A 14869-nucleotide genomic window follows, 5' to 3' on the forward strand; every position below is an offset into this window, starting at 1 on the left:
TAACACGCCACATCAGCGTAATGCAGAGTGAGTCCAGACCAAATGAGAGATTGATTTACAACACAAAATCCAGAGTGATCCCCGACAGGCCTGTCGGGGATTGATTAGGCGGGTTACTTGATGGCAGCGCGTTGATCGATGGCGACATGCATACGCTTAACGCGTTTTGAATAAATGGCGGTGATGATCGGCACCAGCACCGAGGTGACAATCACCGAGGTCGCCACCAGCGCGGTTGCCGCCGGCGCAACCGCTTTAAACTGCGGCAGCATTTCAGCAATCAACACCGGCGTTGCTACTGCAGCCCCGGCAGTACTGGACGCGGCCACGCCCGCCGTGCCGTCACCGCCGCCAATCAGTCGATCGGTGAGAATCAGCGGGATGCCGGTAATGATGATCACCGCGACGCCCAGCATGATGCCCAGCAGGCCGGTTTCGACGATCACCGCCAGATTGATAGTGTTACCCAGCGCAAATGCGAAGAACGGGATCAGGGTGTGCACCGCTTTGCCGAAGAATTCCCGCAGTTCAGGATCAAGGTTCCCTAATGCAAATCCCACCACAAACGGCAGCACCGCCCCGACAAACACATGCGGCTCGAATGACGCAATTCCTGCCGTCCCGAGAATCACCATGGTCATCAGCGGACCGGATTCAAGCGACATCAGCACAAATGCGCCCGCTTCCTCTTTGGAACCGTATTGCTGCATGATCGAGGCATAAAGTCCGCCGTTGGTCATATCCATCGCCGCCACCAGCGCCAGGGTGGATAAACCGGCAAACATGCCGACCTCAACCCCGTTCTCCGGCATTACGCGCGACGCAATAGCCGCCACCACCCAGGCCACTGCAATTTTGGTCAGCACCAGCGTGCCGGACTTGCGTAACACCGTGCCGGTGGCGCTTAGCTTGATCGACGCCCCCATACAGAAAAACCACACTGCCAGAATCGGCACGGTGCCGGTCATTAAGCCGTTGGTGAAAGAGCCAAAGTACTTTCCGGCACCAGGAGAGAAGGTATGACAGAGCGCGCCGATAAACAGCGGAATCAACATCATGCCGCCAGGAATTTTGTCTATTGCACGTTTGATATGCATATTGATGTCACCTTTGCTATGCCAGTGGGAGCTGCGAAAAGTGCCCGAAGGCGATGCAAGCAAAATAGTGACTGAGCGTAACGAAAACAGTGATCTCCTCGATAAAATGAAACAGTGTTTTATTTTTATTGATTGATTGTTTTGATAAGTATGATCACGATCGCCATACCAGTCGCAGCCGAGCTAAAAAAAACGGGACGCAGCAGGCGTCCCGACGATTATTTCTGCCCGTACCAGGCGTTGTCGCCATGCTTGCGCAGGTAGTGCAGGTCAAGCAGGGTTTGCTGAATCGGCGGCAGATTTGCCGTCAGCTGCTGGCTGAACAGCCCCATGTAGGCTACCTCTTCCAGCACCACCGCGCTGTGCACCGCCGCATGGGCATCTTTACCCCAGGCAAAGGGTCCGTGTGAATTAACCAGCACCGCCGGTATCGCTGAAGGTGACAGGCCGCGCCGGGCAAAGGTTTCAATAATCACTTCACCGGTATTCCATTCATACTGCTGCTGGATCTCGTCATCGCGCATCGCCCGGGTACAGGGGATCTCGCCGTAGAAATCATCGGCATGAGTGGTGCCCCAGGCGGGAATCGCTCGCCCTGCCTGCGCCCAGATGGTCGCGTGGCGGGAATGGGTATGGACGATACCGCCGACCTCAGGCCAGGCCAGATAGAGTGCTCGATGGGTGGCGGTGTCGGACGAAGGACGTTTATCGCCTTCCACCACCTTGCCGCTCGCCAGTTCAACCACCACCATATCGTCGCGCGTCATCTCTTCATAACGCACGCCCGAGGGTTTAATCACCAGTAAGCCCCGCTCGCGGTCTACCGCGCTGACATTTCCCCAGGTGAAAGTCACCAGGTTGTATTTAGGTAGATCCAGATTCGCGTCCAGAACCTGTTGTTTAAGCTGTTCCAGCATGCCTTTTCTCCTGCCGACAATTGTCCTTAAATTCTGCGGATTACGACGCAAAAAGGTTATGGAGCAAATGGCTATAAACGCAGAGGGAAATGGCTGTGAATGCAAAAATGTGTCGTAATTTCAGAATTGTCTATCTTCGTAATTGGCGCAGAATGCATAGAATTCCCTCAGGCAATGCGTGGTCCTGATGGTCCGGCGTTGTCACTCACCCGCTACAGACAGTGTGTCGATGGTGAATCCTGTTTCGATGCCGACAGGGAAGCGGCAATAATGGGCGCACAAGCGGGTTGAGGAAATATCGGAGCTATACTTAAGGTGTTGCCTCTGTGAGCACATTAAAGGAGAAGTTTATGACAATTAAAATGAAACGAATCACCGCAGTTGTACTGGCTACCACATTAGTTGTCGCATTAAGCGGCTGTTCTAACTGGTCTAAACGCGACCGTAATACCGCGATTGGCGCGGGTGCGGGTGCGATTGGGGGTTCAGTACTGACTAACGGTAGCGCGCTCGGCACGGTCGGCGGCGCTGCGGTAGGTGGTATTATCGGTCATCAGGTCCATTAATGACCGTATTAAAATAATAATCGGCTACGCTAAGCATCTACCTGTCAATCGGGCTACTTCTGTAGCCCGATTTTTTATTCAGCCGCCTGCCAGTTTGACCTTCATGCCTTTGGCTTCCAGCAGCGTTTTCAGCAGGTCGCGTTTGTCGCCCTGAATTTCAATCACGCCCTCTTTCAGCGAGCCGCCACAGCCGCATTTCTTTTTCAGCTCAGCCGCCAGCTGCGTTAACCCGGCATCATCCATATCGATACCGCTAATCAGGCAGACGCCTTTGCCTTTACGCCCGCTGGTCTGGCGCTGAATGCGGACAATACCATCACCTTTTGGCCGTTCAGCCTTTTGCTCAGGCTGCGTGATGCGGCCGCTGTCGGTTGAATACACCAGTGGATTATCATTTGCCATTACTTCTCCTCCAGGCTGTGCAGAATGGCCTGCAGTGCCGCTGCCGGATCGGCAGATTGGGTAATCGGACGGCCGATAACCATATAATCGACCCCCGCCTGTTTCGCCTGCAGCGGCGTCATAATGCGACGCTGATCGCCGGCATCACTGCCCGCCGGACGAATACCCGGCGTAACCAGCGCAAAATCCTGACCGATCACCTGTTTGAAGCGGACCGCCTCCTGCGCCGAACAGACCACCCCATCAAGGGCGCATTCGCGGGTCAGCTTTGCCAGTCGTTCAGCCTGTTCGGCCGGCGAGAGGGTGATGCCGAGGCCTCTCAGATCCTCTTCATCCATACTGGTCAGCACGGTGACGGCTATCAACAGCGGTGCCTCTTTACCATAGGGTAGCAGCGCTTCACGGGCGGCGTTCATCATGCGCGCCCCACCGCTGGCGTGGACATTGACCATCCATACCCCTAAATCGGCAGCAGCGGCCACCGCATGCGCGGTGGTGTTGGGGATGTCGTGGAATTTAAGATCGAGAAACACCTCAAATCCGCGCTGCTGCAACGTGGTGACCAGCGAGGGGCCAAACAGCGTAAACATCTCTTTGCCCACTTTCAGCCGGCAGCTGCGCGGATCGATCTGATCGACAAAGCGCAGCGCGCTGTTGATGTCATGATAATCAAGTGCCACCAGAATCGGCGAAGCGGTCACGGTGTGGGGTGAAGACATGTCATTTCCTCTGCAGTGGGCACCCGCGGGCGCGATAGACAAACGGCAAGCATTCTACCTGCGGCCTCGGGTCATCACAATCGCCATTCTCGCCCTGCCTGACTTCGCGCGCACTGTCTCCGTGCTGGATTGTAGTAAACTCTCTTTAGTATGTTGTAACTATTAACCGAGCTGGCAACTCACTGCAAGGCGCGCTCATTACTGGCCGTCAAGACCCCGAATCGGCTTAACTGATGACCAGGTGCGGCACGACGGGCAATGCCAGTAAAGCGCATGAGCCGTGAAGCCACACTTCTGGCAGCGATAGCGCGGTTTGGTGCGAATCTGCTCGCCGACCATGTCGCGCAGCACCATCAGGCTCTCTTTGGCGCGGCCGTCCTCCGCTTCGTGCAGGTGGAAATCCATCAGGCGATGGAAGACCCGCATAGTGGGATGGCGCTGAAGCTGGCGGTTGATGTAGTTCTGCGCCGCTTCCGGCCCCTGCTGCTGTTCAAGGATATCTGACAGATAGAGTTCGGCAGCAGCACCGGTATTCTCTTCAACGCAGCGTTGCAGGAATTCAGCCCAGGCTTCCGGTTGATTGAGCCGCTGGAAGCAGGTTTCGAGCATCGACAGCGTTTCGCTTACCAGCTCTTTGTCCTGATCCAGCACCCGCTGCAGGTGGCCGACGGCTTTGGCGTAGTCGCCTTTTTCCATCAGAATACGCCCCATCATAATCGAGACGCGTGCGCTCTGACGATCGGCCGCCTCCCCTTTCTTCAGCAGGCTCATGGCGCGATCGAGGTCGTCACTGCTCATCGCCTGAAGCGCCAGTTCGCAGTAGAAATGGGCGATTTCACCTTTCTGCTTATCCTTGCCCAGTTTGACCAGCCGCTCAGCTACGTCAATCGCCTGCTGCCAGTCGCTGGTCGCCTGATGGATCAGCAACAGCTGCTGCAGCGCACCGATGCGGAAATCGGTTTCATCCGTCAGCTGCTTAAACATATCCTCTGCGCGGTCATACAGCCCGGCCGCCATGTAGTCACGGCCCAGCTGCTGGATCGCCAACAGACGCTGTTCATAACTGAGGGAGGCACTTTCCATTAACGCCTGATGGATGCGGATGGCGCGATCGACTTCACCGCGCGAGCGAAACAGGTTACCCAGCGTCAGGTGAGCTTCAACGGTGCCACTGTCCTCTTTCAGCATATCGAGGAACAGGTCGACCGCTTTATCCTGCTGATTGGAGAGCAGGAAGTTGACGCCAGCGACATATTCGCGTGACAGACGGTTGGCTTCCTGTTGCTTGTCCTGTTGCGCACTGCGGCGGCCCATGTACCAGCCATACGCAGCCGCAACCGGCAGTAACAGAAACAGCAGCTCAAGCATCGATGTTTATTCCCGGCCAGCCGGTGAGGATGGCGCTGTCGCTACCACGGTGCTCTGCTCAATCTGCGCCTGCATACGCTTAATTTTTCGATTGGCATTGGCCAGCGAAACGCGGGTGCGTAACCAGAACAGACCGCAGATTACCCAGCCGAGCACGAAACCCGCACCAAACAAGGTTGCCAGTAAGGTCGAAATGCTGAACTCACCCTGCGCCAGCAGGTAGTTGAAGGTAATAACCTGGTCGTTGTGCGCGCCTAACGTGACGGAGATAATGAAAATGACCAATACCACTAAAAAAATCAGCAAATATTTCACAGTGCATCCTGTTGTGAGGTTGTCAGGTAGAATTATGCCAAAACTCCGGCAAAAATGCTGCTCCCAGCAGCATCGTACGGCCCGCTTTTACGCCAGCCCGATCAATAATATGGGGACTTTATGGCGAATTACAATCAGGGTTCCCGCTGCGCCACCTCTTTTTGCTCGGCTGGCGGCAGGCTTAGCGGACCACAGACGCGCTGGGCCAGCCAGGTCGCGACGGTGACCAGCAGCCACGACAGCACGGTTGCCATGGCCAGATCGCGCGGCCAGTGCATCCCCAGCAGCAGACGACTGCCCATGACGCCCATCGCCCAGAGAAAGATGATAACCACCGTTTTGTAGTGGCGACGTGGCCACAGCAAACCGATCGCCAGCAGGGCCCAGCTGGCGGCAAACATGGTGTGGCCCGACGGAAAGGCGAAACCGGTTTCGAAGGCCCAGTGGCGTTTCAGCCAGCCGGGAATCTGGTTCTCATCGGCAATTAACGCGGTGACCATTTCGCCACGCTGTTTGCGCTTCAGTTGGTAGAACGCTTTGTCGTCCAGTCCATGATGCTGTTCAAGCCAGATCACATACGGACGCGGCTCCTGCACCTGCTCTTTAATGAACGATTTGGTGTACTGACCGGCCAGAATAGTGGCATTCATGATCAGCAACAGCAGGATGGCCGGCTTGAGACGAAAACGCAGGCACCATAATACCCAGGCACTCAGCAGCACGCTGGTCACAATCCCCCATGGATTGGTCACCGTTTCGGTCATCCAGAACAGGCCTTTCAGCATCGCGTTGCTTTCACCCGGTTGCCATTGCCAGCCCGATAACCAGACGCCGATCGGCATAATTAACAGCAGTAACATCCCGAAGGTGGTACGACGCGAAATTTTATACATCCTTTTCCCTTATATCGGTGACAAACAGCGAAACCAGCATAACTTTAGCTTAAAAAAGAATAACATAAGCGCTTTAGATTAGATAATTGTGCTTTATCACACCAATTGTTCTGACAGATTACCAGCGCGCCGCTGGGTTGTGGCACAATATTGCACGTTTGTCAGGCCACACTGGCCTGTGCGCTATCATGATGATAGTGCATCCTCTGAAGGTTCTGGAGAGTCACATGCAGCTTAAACGGGTGGCAGAAGCCAAACTGCCCACGCCATGGGGAGATTTCCTGATGGTCGGTTTCGAAGAATTGGCAACCGGACATGACCATGTTGCTCTGGTCTTTGGCGATATTAATGACAACGAGCCGGTACTGGCGCGCGTTCATTCCGAATGCCTGACCGGCGATGCGCTATTCAGCCTGCGCTGCGACTGTGGCTTCCAGCTGGAAGCGGCGTTGAATGCCATCGCTGAAGAGGGTCGCGGCGCGTTGCTCTATCATCGTCAGGAAGGACGCAACATCGGCCTGCTGAATAAGATCCGCGCCTACGCGTTGCAGGATAAAGGTTACGACACAGTAGAAGCGAACCATCAACTCGGTTTTGCCGCCGATGAACGCGACTTCACGCTGTGCGCTGATATGTTTAAATTGCTCGGCGTCAATGAAGTGCGGCTGCTGACTAACAATCCGCGCAAAGTTGAAATCCTCAGCGAAGCCGGCATTAACATTGTTGAACGGGTGCCGCTGGTAGTGGGTCGCAATCCTAAGAATGCGCACTATCTGGACACCAAAGCGGAAAAGATGGGGCACATACTGCCGAAGCCATAATTGAAAAAGCCGGGTTTCCCCGGCTTTTTTGTTAGTCCAGCATATTACGGATCACGTAATGCAGGATGCCGTCGTTACGGTAATAGGTCAGCTCGTTGCCGGTATCGATGCGGCAACGCGTATCCAGCTCCTCTTTACTGCCATCGGCGCGGGTCAGCGTGACTTTAACCGTACAGCCCGGCGTCAGCGCGCTCAGGTTCTCGACGTCAATCTGCTCTTCCCCGGTCAGTCCCAGCGTTTTACGGCTTACGCCCTGCGGGAATTCCAGCGGCAGTATCCCCATACCAATCAGATTCGAACGGTGAATACGTTCAAATGATTCGGCGATCACCACCCGCACGCCCTGCAGGCGCGGACCTTTCGCCGCCCAGTCGCGACTCGATCCCGATCCATACTCTTTACCGGCGATCACCGCCAGCGGCACACCTTCCGCCTGATACTTCATCGCTGCGTCGTAAATAGCCAATTGCTCGCCGCTCGGATAGTGACAGGTGTAGCCGCCCTCGACGCCCGGCACCATCTCATTGCGAATACGGATATTGGCGAAGGTACCGCGCATCATCACTTCGTGGTTACCGCGACGGGAACCGTAAGAGTTGAAGTCGTTGCGCTCTACCCCATGCGCCAGCAGATAACGCCCCGCCGGACTTTCAGCCTTGATACTGCCGGCCGGGGAGATGTGGTCGGTGGTAACCGAGTCGCCCAGTATCGCCAGCACCCGCGCGCCGCGAATATCCTGCACCGGCTTAGGCTCTTTCTCCATGTCATCAAAGAACGGCGACAGGCGAATGTAGGTTGAGCCTTCGTCCCAGTCGTAGGTCGCGGCTTCGCTCACCTTGATCTGCTGCCATTCTGGCGTGCCGTCAAACACCTCAGCGTACTCTTTGTGGAACATGTCGCTGGTGACCTGCTGCACCGCAGTAGAGATCTCCTCTGGCGATGGCCAGATATCCTTCAGATAAACCGGCTGGCCGTTTCGATCGTGGCCGAGCGGATCGGTTTGCAGGTTGATCTTCATGTTGCCCGCCAGCGCGTAAGCCACCACCAGCGGCGGTGATGCCAGCCAGTTGGTTTTGATCAGCGGATGGATACGGCCTTCAAAATTTCGGTTACCTGAAAGCACCGCTCCAACCGTCAGATCGCCCTGCTTAATCGCCGATTCAATCTCATCTTTCAGCGGCCCGGAGTTGCCGATACAGGTGGTGCAGCCGTAGCCGACCAGATTAAAGCCGAGCTGATCCAGATAAGAGGTGAGCTGCGCCACCGCCAGATAGTCGGATACCACCTTCGAACCCGGAGCCAGCGAGGCTTTCACCCAGGGTTGTCGTTTCAGGCCCCGCTCAACCGCTTTTTTCGCCAGCAGTCCGGCGGCCATCAGTACGCTGGGGTTGGAGGTATTAGTACAAGAGGTAATCGCGCTGATCACCACTGCGCCATCGGTCAGGGTGTGGGTCAGTCCGGTATCACTGTCGGTATAGTCGACCGCTTTATGCGGTTTCTGAGCGTGGTTGACCTCCAGTTCATTACTAGCGTCAAAGGCGGCGGGAACGTCACCGAGTGAAACGCGGTCCTGCGGGCGCTTAGGTCCGGCGAGGCTCGATTCCACTTCATTCATATCCAGCGCCAGGGTACTGGTGAAGCGTGGCTCATCGCCCGGGTTGCGCCACAGGCCTTGCGCTTTGGCATAAGCCTCAACCAGCTCCACCTGTTCAGCATCACGCCCGGTCAGCGTCATATAACTCAGGGTCACTTCATCGACCGGGAAGAAACCACAGGTTGCACCATATTCGGGTGCCATATTCGCAATAGTTGCGCGGTCAGCCAGCGGCAAATCGGCCAGCCCGTCGCCATAGAACTCAACGAATTTACCTACCACGCCGTGCTTACGCAGCATCTGGGTAACCGTCAGCACCAGATCGGTAGCGGTGATCCCCGGACGTAATTTGCCAGTGAGTTTAAAGCCCACTACATCCGGAATCAGCATCGAGACCGGCTGGCCGAGCATCGCCGCTTCCGCTTCAATGCCGCCAACGCCCCACCCCAGCACGCCGAGCGCATTAATCATCGTGGTATGCGAATCAGTCCCGACCAGCGTGTCGGGCCAGGCATACTCTTCGCCGTTCAGGGTTTCGTGCCAGATCGCTTTGCCAAGGTACTCCAGGTTAACCTGGTGGCAGATACCGGTGCCGGGCGGAACCACGCGGAATTTATCAAAGGCTTTCTGGCCCCAGCGTAAAAAGACGTAACGTTCGTGATTGCGCTCCATCTCCAGCCGGACGTTCTCTTCGAACGCGTCGTCATCACCGAAATGGTCTACGGTGACCGAGTGGTCAATCACCAGATCAACCGGCGACAGGGGATTTACCTTCGCGACATCACCGCCCAGCCGGTTGACGGCTTCGCGCATTGCCGCCAGGTCAACCACCGCTGGCACGCCGGTAAAGTCCTGCATGAGTACCCGCGCAGGACGGTAAGCGATTTCCCGATCGGCATGGGCATCTTTTTGCCAGTCAACCAGCGCCTGGATATCTTCCGCGGTCACGGAGTCGCCATCCTGCCAGCGCAACAGGTTCTCCAGCAAAACCTTCAGGGATTTGGGTAAGCGATCAATGTTACCGAGGTGTTGAGCAGCGCGGGGAAGACTGAAGATGTGATAGTTTTGATTGTCGACCTGCAGTATTTCCTGACTCTGCTCGCGTAGGGTAGACGACATAGCTCCTCCTTTATAATCGTGGTCTTTAAACCTCAGAGAGTTAAAGGTTTATGTTAAAGATAGACCACAAATTCGTTAACGTTTTGATTACAACACAAATTGCTACAATCGGCCGAAACGAAAATGCCCCGTCCGGAGACGAGGCATCAGAAAGAGGTGATTTAATTCAAATCAGAGCGTGATCCACACCGCCGCAGACCAGAACGCAAAGCTAAAGGCATAAGCGCTAAGCCAGGACATTTTTATGATATTCATTGCGTTCACTCCTTCGCCTGAATTGGGCGTACAAAGGCCTGCGATCATCCGTTAAGGATCAATCCCGTTTGTGTTACTGAGTGTGGAGTTGGGCTTTTAACCTGCCCGCCGGAGAAACCGGAAAGAAGAGCAAAGAGCAGTAAAAATAATAAACGGTACAGCGAACAGCGTTATTTAGTTTTAGGGTCCAGGAACGACTCGATAAAGTGTCGCTGGTTATCACTCAAATCCCAGGAATCAGGGATAGACACTTTTTCGTCCTTTGCAAGCGGCTCTTTCCCTTTACAGGAAGCGGGCTTGTGCTGACGCGCAGTCAAAGAACGTTTATGGCTGAGTGTATTTGCCCACATGGCTTTAGCCCCAGATACGCCAGATCATCAAAGCAACAACTACCCAGAACAGCGCTGAGGCAGCGAATACGGTCAGCCAGGCTTTGCGGCGGGTGTTGCCAGTGCGCTCAACCTTGGTGCTTTTTGCCGGGAAACCCGGTTGTACAGTCAGTCGTGTATTCATAGTTTTTGATAATCACTCTCAACAAAATGATTGATAACAACGATTAAGATTTAGGACGAATCCTAAACGCGTTAAGGCCAAAAATCCAGTTATTTTTATTGAGTAAAACGATTAACGCTATTAATCAATAAGGCCTAATCACGTCAGAAATCATTAACCGTGGAACAAACTTTTAATTAAACGATCACATTATAAATTTGACTTAATTTACATTCAGGACCATTCAAAACTAAAGAGCAGATTAAAGAACCTGATTTCAACTGGCTTCTCATCAGGTCTTAACTGGAGTATGGGAATATTCCTGGCGTCCCGCAAAGCGGCAAGGCAAAAAATGTGTAGTAATTCGCATTTAAGAAAGACCAAACCGAAAACATGTGATCGATGTTTCATTTACAAAAAAATAATAAAAACTTTTGATTCTCATCTGGCGCTAACATCTGGCAATAAAAAAAGGCCGCCCAGAGCAGCCTTTATCATCATTAATGCGTATCAGGCTCATTTAAACGGCAGTTTAATGTCCTTAAACATGGCTTCAATATCTTCGTTCGAACGCAACGCCACCGCAGTATCAACCACGTCACGTGTCAGGTGCGGCGCAAAACGTTGGATAAAATCATACATATAGCTGCGCAGGAAGGTGCTGCGGCGGAAGCCTATTTTGGTGGTGCTGTTGGTGAAAATGTCCGCCGCTTCGATACGAATCAGGTCAGGATCGGAGACCGGATCGACCGCCATGCTGGCAATCACCCCAACGCCAAGACCTAATCTTACGTAAGTTTTGATAACGTCAGCGTCGGTGGCGGTGAAAACAATGCGCGGCGTTAATCCGGCACGGTTAAACGCGGTATCAAGCTCTGACCGCCCGGTAAAGCCAAAGGTGTAGGTCACCAGCGGGTATTCAGCCAGCTCTTCAATCGTCACCTGCCCTTTTCCGGCCAGCGGATGGTCGGCCGTCACCACAATCGCCCGGTTCCAGTGATAGCACGGCAACATAATCAAATCGTCGTACAGATGCAGTGCTTCGGTAGCAATGGCGAAGTCCGCATTGCCCTTGGACACCGCTTCGGCAATTTGCGTCGGCGACCCCTGATGCATATGCAGCGATACCCGCGGATAGCGCTCAATGAAGCCTTTAATTACGCCTGGCAGTGCATAGCGCGCCTGAGTATGGGTGGTTGCCACATACAGCGACCCTTTGTCTGGCCAGGTATGTTCACCGGCTACCGATTTAATCGCATCTACTTTGGAAAGCACCTCACGCGCAATGCGGATAATCTCTTCACCGGCTGGCGTCACCTGAGTCAGGTGTTTACCGCTGCGGGCAAAAATCTGTACCCCCAGCTCATCTTCCAGCATCCGGACCTGTTTACTGATGCCAGGCTGCGAGGTGTAGAGTCCTTCCGCCGTCGAAGAGACATTAAGGTTGTGATTAACCACTTCGACGATATAGCGCAACTGCTGTAATTTCATATCTGTTCCATCCCGGTAAGTTACAGAGTCGCATCCCCGGTTGACGTATTGTCGCCTTAACAGGGTGAAGAAAAGCCATGCATCAGGAAAGGTCGGAAATGCTATAACAACTATATCATTTTAAGGGTGAATGTAGAACGGATTGATATAAGGCTCAGAAAAAGGCCAGCGAGCGCTGGCCTGATAGGATTACTTCTTCGCTTCCTGCCATTTGCCATCAATATAGAAGGCGGACCAGCCGGTCGCTTTGCCCTCTTTTTCAGAGGAGACGTACTGCTGTTTGGTTTTGCGGCTGAAACGGACCAGCGTTTTATTGCCTTCCGGATCGGCAGCCGGTGCCTCGGCCAGGTACTTCAGCTTCTCTGGCAGACGGTCGCTGAAGCGCTGTAACTCTTCAACCAGTGGCGCCCGGGTTTCGCGCGATTTCGGGAAGGTATTAGCCGCCAGAAAGACCCCGGCAGCGCCGTCGCGCAGCACGAAGTAGGCATCCGACTTTTCGCACGCCAGTTCAGGCAGCGGGACCGGATCTTCTTTCGGCGGTGCTACTTCACCGTTACGCAGAATCTTACGGGTGTTTTTACACTCTTCGTTGGTACAGGCCATGTACTTGCCGAAGCGCCCCATTTTCAGGTGCATCTCGGAACCACACTTCTCGCACTCAACCACCGGGCCATCATAACCTTTAATGCGGAACTCACCCTGTTCGATTTCGTAGCCGTCGCATTCCGGGTTGTTACCACAGACGTGCAGCTTACGTTCGTTATCGATCAGATAGCTGTCCATCGCGGTGCCACACTTCTGGCAACGACGACGGGCGCGCAGGGCGTTGGTTTCAGCATCATCCCCTTCCAGAATATTCAGAACTTCGTTTTCCGGAATCAGGTTGATGGTCTGCTTACAACGCTCTTTCGGCGGTAACGCATAGCCTGAACAGCCGAGGAATACCCCGGTACTGGCGGTACGAATCCCCATTTTGCGGCCACAGGTCGGGCAGTCAATCGAGGTCAGCACCATCTGGTTAGGCTGCATACCGCCCTCTTCAGGGTCTTTCTCTGCCCGCTCAAGCTGCTGAGTAAAGTCGCTGAAGAAGTTATCCAGCACCGCTTTCCACTGCGCCTGGTTGTTAGCCACCTGATCGAGGCTGTTTTCCATATGCGCGGTAAAATCGTAGTTCATCAGCTCACGGAAATTCTCTTCCAGCCGATCGGTGACAATTTCACCCATTTTTTCCGCATAGAAGCGGCGGTTCTCAACCCGCACATAACCGCGATCCTGAATGGTCGAGGTAATCGCAGCGTAGGTCGATGGACGGCCAATACCGCGTTTTTCCAGCTCACGCACCAGTGAAGCTTCGCTGAAGCGCGCCGGTGGCTTGGTGAAGTGCTGGCCAGGCAGCAGCTGTTGCAGATCCAGCACATCACCTACGCTGACCGCAGGCAAGGTACGATCTTCATCATTCTTACGCAGCGCCGGCATCACTTTAGTCCAGCCGTCGAAGCGCAGCGTACGGCCTTTGGCTTTAAGCTTAAAATCACCGGCGGTGGCGGTAATGGTGCTGGAGTCGTACTGCGCTGGCACCATCTGACAGGCGACAAACTGACGCCAGATCAGCTGATAAAGTTTCTGCGCATCCGCTTCCATATCTTTTAACTGTTCCGCCACCACTTCCACATCAGAAGGACGAATCGCTTCGTGCGCTTCCTGCGAATTCTCTTTGCTGGCGTAAGTGTTGGCGGCTTCAGGCAGATATTTCTTGCCGAATTGGCTTTCAATGTAACCACGTGCCATAGCGACCGCATCCTGACTCAGGTTGGTCGAGTCGGTACGCATATAGGTAATGTGACCGGCTTCGTACAAGCGCTGCGCCATCATCATGGTTTTCTTCACGCCAAAGCCGAGGCGAGTACTGGCGGCCTGCTGTAGCGTCGAGGTGATATAAGGCGCGCCCGGCTTGCTGCTGGTCGGCTTATCTTCACGATCGACAATCTCGTAGCGCGCTTTTTCCAGCAGTGCAACGGCGGCATAGGTTTCGTCGCGATTGACCGGCCGGAACGCCTTGTCCCCTTTGTGGGTGACGTCCATCGACAGTTCGTCGCCCTTCGGCGTGGTCAGCGCGGCGTTAACTTCCCAGTACTCTTCCGGCACGAACGCTTTAATTTCACGCTCACGCTCCACCACCAGCCGCACCGCAACCGACTGCACGCGTCCGGCGGAGAGGCCACGAGCGATTTTCTTCCACAGCAGCGGTGACACCATATAGCCCACCACGCGGTCCATAAAGCGGCGCGCCTGCTGAGCGTTAACCCGGTCAATGTTCAGTTCGCCTGGCTTTTCAAACGCCTGACGAATCGCATTTTTGGTGATTTCGTTAAACACCACCCGGCTGAAACGCTTATCGTCGCCACCGATCACTTCCCGCAGGTGCCAGGCAATAGCTTCCCCTTCGCGGTCAAGGTCGGTTGCGAGATAGATGTGGTCAGCGCTGGCGGCTAGCGCCTTAAGCTCGGCAACCACTTTTTCTTTGCCAGGCAGGATTTGATAGTCCGCTTCCCAACCGTGATAAGGGTCAACGCCCATCCGGCTGACAAGTGCTGCTTTCTCATCTTTTTTGACTTTTTTGACTTTTTTATCTGTCGAGGCGTCAGCACTTTTCTTGGCGGTTGAACCACTGGTCGGCAGATCCCGGATATGACCGACGCTGGATTTAACCACGTAGTCACTGCCGAGGTATTTATTGATTGTTTTGGCCTTTGCCGGGGACTCAACAATAACGAGTGCTTTACCCATATTTACCTTTACCTAATGAAAACATCCTGCTTA

14 protein-coding genes are annotated in these 14869 nt (G+C 54.3%); 2 read left to right on the plus strand and 12 right to left on the minus strand.

The window, feature by feature from the left end; all coding sequences use genetic code 11:
* Positions 1 to 113: 113 nt before the first annotated feature.
* Both kdgT and araD read right to left on the minus strand, forming a co-directional pair.
* Entirely contained in the window at positions 114 to 1097 is a 984-nt protein-coding gene (kdgT, locus tag AC6I8I_RS10065) for a 2-keto-3-deoxygluconate transporter (protein WP_312054460.1), read from the minus strand.
* A 218-nt stretch (positions 1098 to 1315) separates the two neighbouring features.
* Positions 1316 to 2014: an L-ribulose-5-phosphate 4-epimerase gene (gene araD, locus AC6I8I_RS10070; RefSeq protein WP_312757108.1), complete on the minus strand. Its 699-nt coding sequence runs from the start codon at positions 2012 to 2014 to the stop codon at positions 1316 to 1318.
* A gap of 350 nt (positions 2015 to 2364) precedes the next feature.
* Here araD and osmB point away from each other — a divergent pair, with 350 nt between their 5' ends.
* The gene (gene osmB / locus AC6I8I_RS10075) at positions 2365 to 2580 is read left to right on the plus strand and encodes an osmotically-inducible lipoprotein OsmB (protein WP_312054457.1); all 216 of its coding nucleotides are present in this window, start codon (positions 2365 to 2367) and stop codon (positions 2578 to 2580) included.
* A 78-nt stretch (positions 2581 to 2658) separates the two neighbouring features.
* Here osmB and yciH read toward each other — a convergent pair whose 3' ends face one another.
* The 5 genes from yciH to pgpB form a co-directional block, all read right to left on the minus strand.
* Positions 2659 to 2982: a stress response translation initiation inhibitor YciH gene (gene yciH, locus AC6I8I_RS10080; RefSeq protein WP_031374547.1), complete on the minus strand. Its 324-nt coding sequence runs from the start codon at positions 2980 to 2982 to the stop codon at positions 2659 to 2661.
* Complete coding sequence (pyrF, locus tag AC6I8I_RS10085) at positions 2982 to 3701, minus strand: orotidine-5'-phosphate decarboxylase (protein ID WP_497827801.1); 720 nt, start codon at positions 3699 to 3701, stop codon at positions 2982 to 2984. The genes yciH and pyrF overlap by 1 nt, the downstream gene beginning before the upstream one ends.
* Positions 3702 to 3899: 198 nt before the next feature.
* Positions 3900 to 5069, minus strand: coding sequence for a lipopolysaccharide assembly protein LapB (gene lapB, locus AC6I8I_RS10090; RefSeq protein ID WP_312054453.1), 1170 nt, complete (start codon positions 5067 to 5069; stop codon positions 3900 to 3902).
* A gap of 6 nt (positions 5070 to 5075) precedes the next feature.
* A complete protein-coding gene (locus tag AC6I8I_RS10095; RefSeq protein WP_312054452.1) occupies positions 5076 to 5384 on the minus strand; it encodes a LapA family protein in 309 nt (102 codons plus the stop codon).
* A gap of 134 nt (positions 5385 to 5518) precedes the next feature.
* Positions 5519 to 6277 (minus strand): phosphatidylglycerophosphatase B, encoded by a 759-nt coding sequence (gene pgpB / locus AC6I8I_RS10100; RefSeq protein WP_312757111.1) that lies wholly within the window; start codon positions 6275 to 6277, stop codon positions 5519 to 5521.
* Positions 6278 to 6504: 227 nt separating this feature from the next.
* Between pgpB and ribA the strand changes: the two genes are divergently transcribed.
* Positions 6505 to 7098, plus strand: coding sequence for a GTP cyclohydrolase II (gene ribA / locus AC6I8I_RS10105; protein ID WP_497827802.1), 594 nt, complete (start codon positions 6505 to 6507; stop codon positions 7096 to 7098).
* Between the two features lie 31 nt (positions 7099 to 7129).
* Here ribA and acnA read toward each other — a convergent pair whose 3' ends face one another.
* The 5 genes from acnA to topA all read right to left on the minus strand — a co-directional run bounded on the left by acnA (position 7130) and on the right by topA (position 14836).
* Positions 7130 to 9811 (minus strand): aconitate hydratase AcnA, encoded by a 2682-nt coding sequence (gene acnA, locus AC6I8I_RS10110; protein WP_312757113.1) that lies wholly within the window; start codon positions 9809 to 9811, stop codon positions 7130 to 7132.
* Between the two features lie 425 nt (positions 9812 to 10236).
* Positions 10237 to 10416, minus strand: coding sequence for a YciX family protein (locus AC6I8I_RS10115; RefSeq protein WP_072050978.1), 180 nt, complete (start codon positions 10414 to 10416; stop codon positions 10237 to 10239).
* A gap of 4 nt (positions 10417 to 10420) precedes the next feature.
* A complete protein-coding gene (locus AC6I8I_RS10120; RefSeq protein WP_071778593.1) occupies positions 10421 to 10579 on the minus strand; it encodes a YmiA family putative membrane protein in 159 nt (52 codons plus the stop codon).
* Between the two features lie 495 nt (positions 10580 to 11074).
* Positions 11075 to 12049 carry an HTH-type transcriptional regulator CysB gene (cysB, locus tag AC6I8I_RS10125; RefSeq protein ID WP_009089966.1) on the minus strand — a complete coding sequence of 325 codons (975 nt, stop codon included), beginning with the start codon at positions 12047 to 12049 and terminating at the stop codon, positions 11075 to 11077.
* A 189-nt stretch (positions 12050 to 12238) separates the two neighbouring features.
* On the minus strand, positions 12239 to 14836 hold the full coding sequence (gene topA / locus AC6I8I_RS10130; RefSeq protein ID WP_312054447.1) for a type I DNA topoisomerase: 2598 nt from the start codon (positions 14834 to 14836) through the stop codon (positions 12239 to 12241).
* Positions 14837 to 14869: the final 33 nt, after the last annotated feature.

It is taken from the genome of Pantoea sp. X-Soil-YNGN-775 (assembly GCF_059730575.1).

Bases quoted from the DNA above. Each gene is read 5' to 3' on its own strand.
- kdgT (WP_312054460.1), bottom strand. From the start codon at position 1,097: ATGCATATCAAACGTGCAATAGACAAAATTCCTGGCGGCATGATGTTG.
- osmB (WP_312054457.1), top strand. From the start codon at position 2,365: ATGACAATTAAAATGAAACGAATCACCGCAGTTGTACTGGCTACCACA.
- pgpB (WP_312757111.1), bottom strand. From the start codon at position 6,277: ATGTATAAAATTTCGCGTCGTACCACCTTCGGGATGTTACTGCTGTTA.
- AC6I8I_RS10120 (WP_071778593.1), bottom strand. From the start codon at position 10,579: ATGAATACACGACTGACTGTACAACCGGGTTTCCCGGCAAAAAGCACC.
- topA (WP_312054447.1), bottom strand. From the start codon at position 14,836: ATGGGTAAAGCACTCGTTATTGTTGAGTCCCCGGCAAAGGCCAAAACA.
- AC6I8I_RS10115 (WP_072050978.1), bottom strand. From the start codon at position 10,416: ATGTGGGCAAATACACTCAGCCATAAACGTTCTTTGACTGCGCGTCAG.
- acnA (WP_312757113.1), bottom strand. From the start codon at position 9,811: ATGTCGTCTACCCTACGCGAGCAGAGTCAGGAAATACTGCAGGTCGAC.
- yciH (WP_031374547.1), bottom strand. From the start codon at position 2,982: ATGGCAAATGATAATCCACTGGTGTATTCAACCGACAGCGGCCGCATC.
- pyrF (WP_497827801.1), bottom strand. From the start codon at position 3,701: ATGTCTTCACCCCACACCGTGACCGCTTCGCCGATTCTGGTGGCACTT.
- ribA (WP_497827802.1), top strand. From the start codon at position 6,505: ATGCAGCTTAAACGGGTGGCAGAAGCCAAACTGCCCACGCCATGGGGA.
- araD (WP_312757108.1), bottom strand. From the start codon at position 2,014: ATGCTGGAACAGCTTAAACAACAGGTTCTGGACGCGAATCTGGATCTA.
- cysB (WP_009089966.1), bottom strand. From the start codon at position 12,049: ATGAAATTACAGCAGTTGCGCTATATCGTCGAAGTGGTTAATCACAAC.
- lapB (WP_312054453.1), bottom strand. From the start codon at position 5,069: ATGCTTGAGCTGCTGTTTCTGTTACTGCCGGTTGCGGCTGCGTATGGC.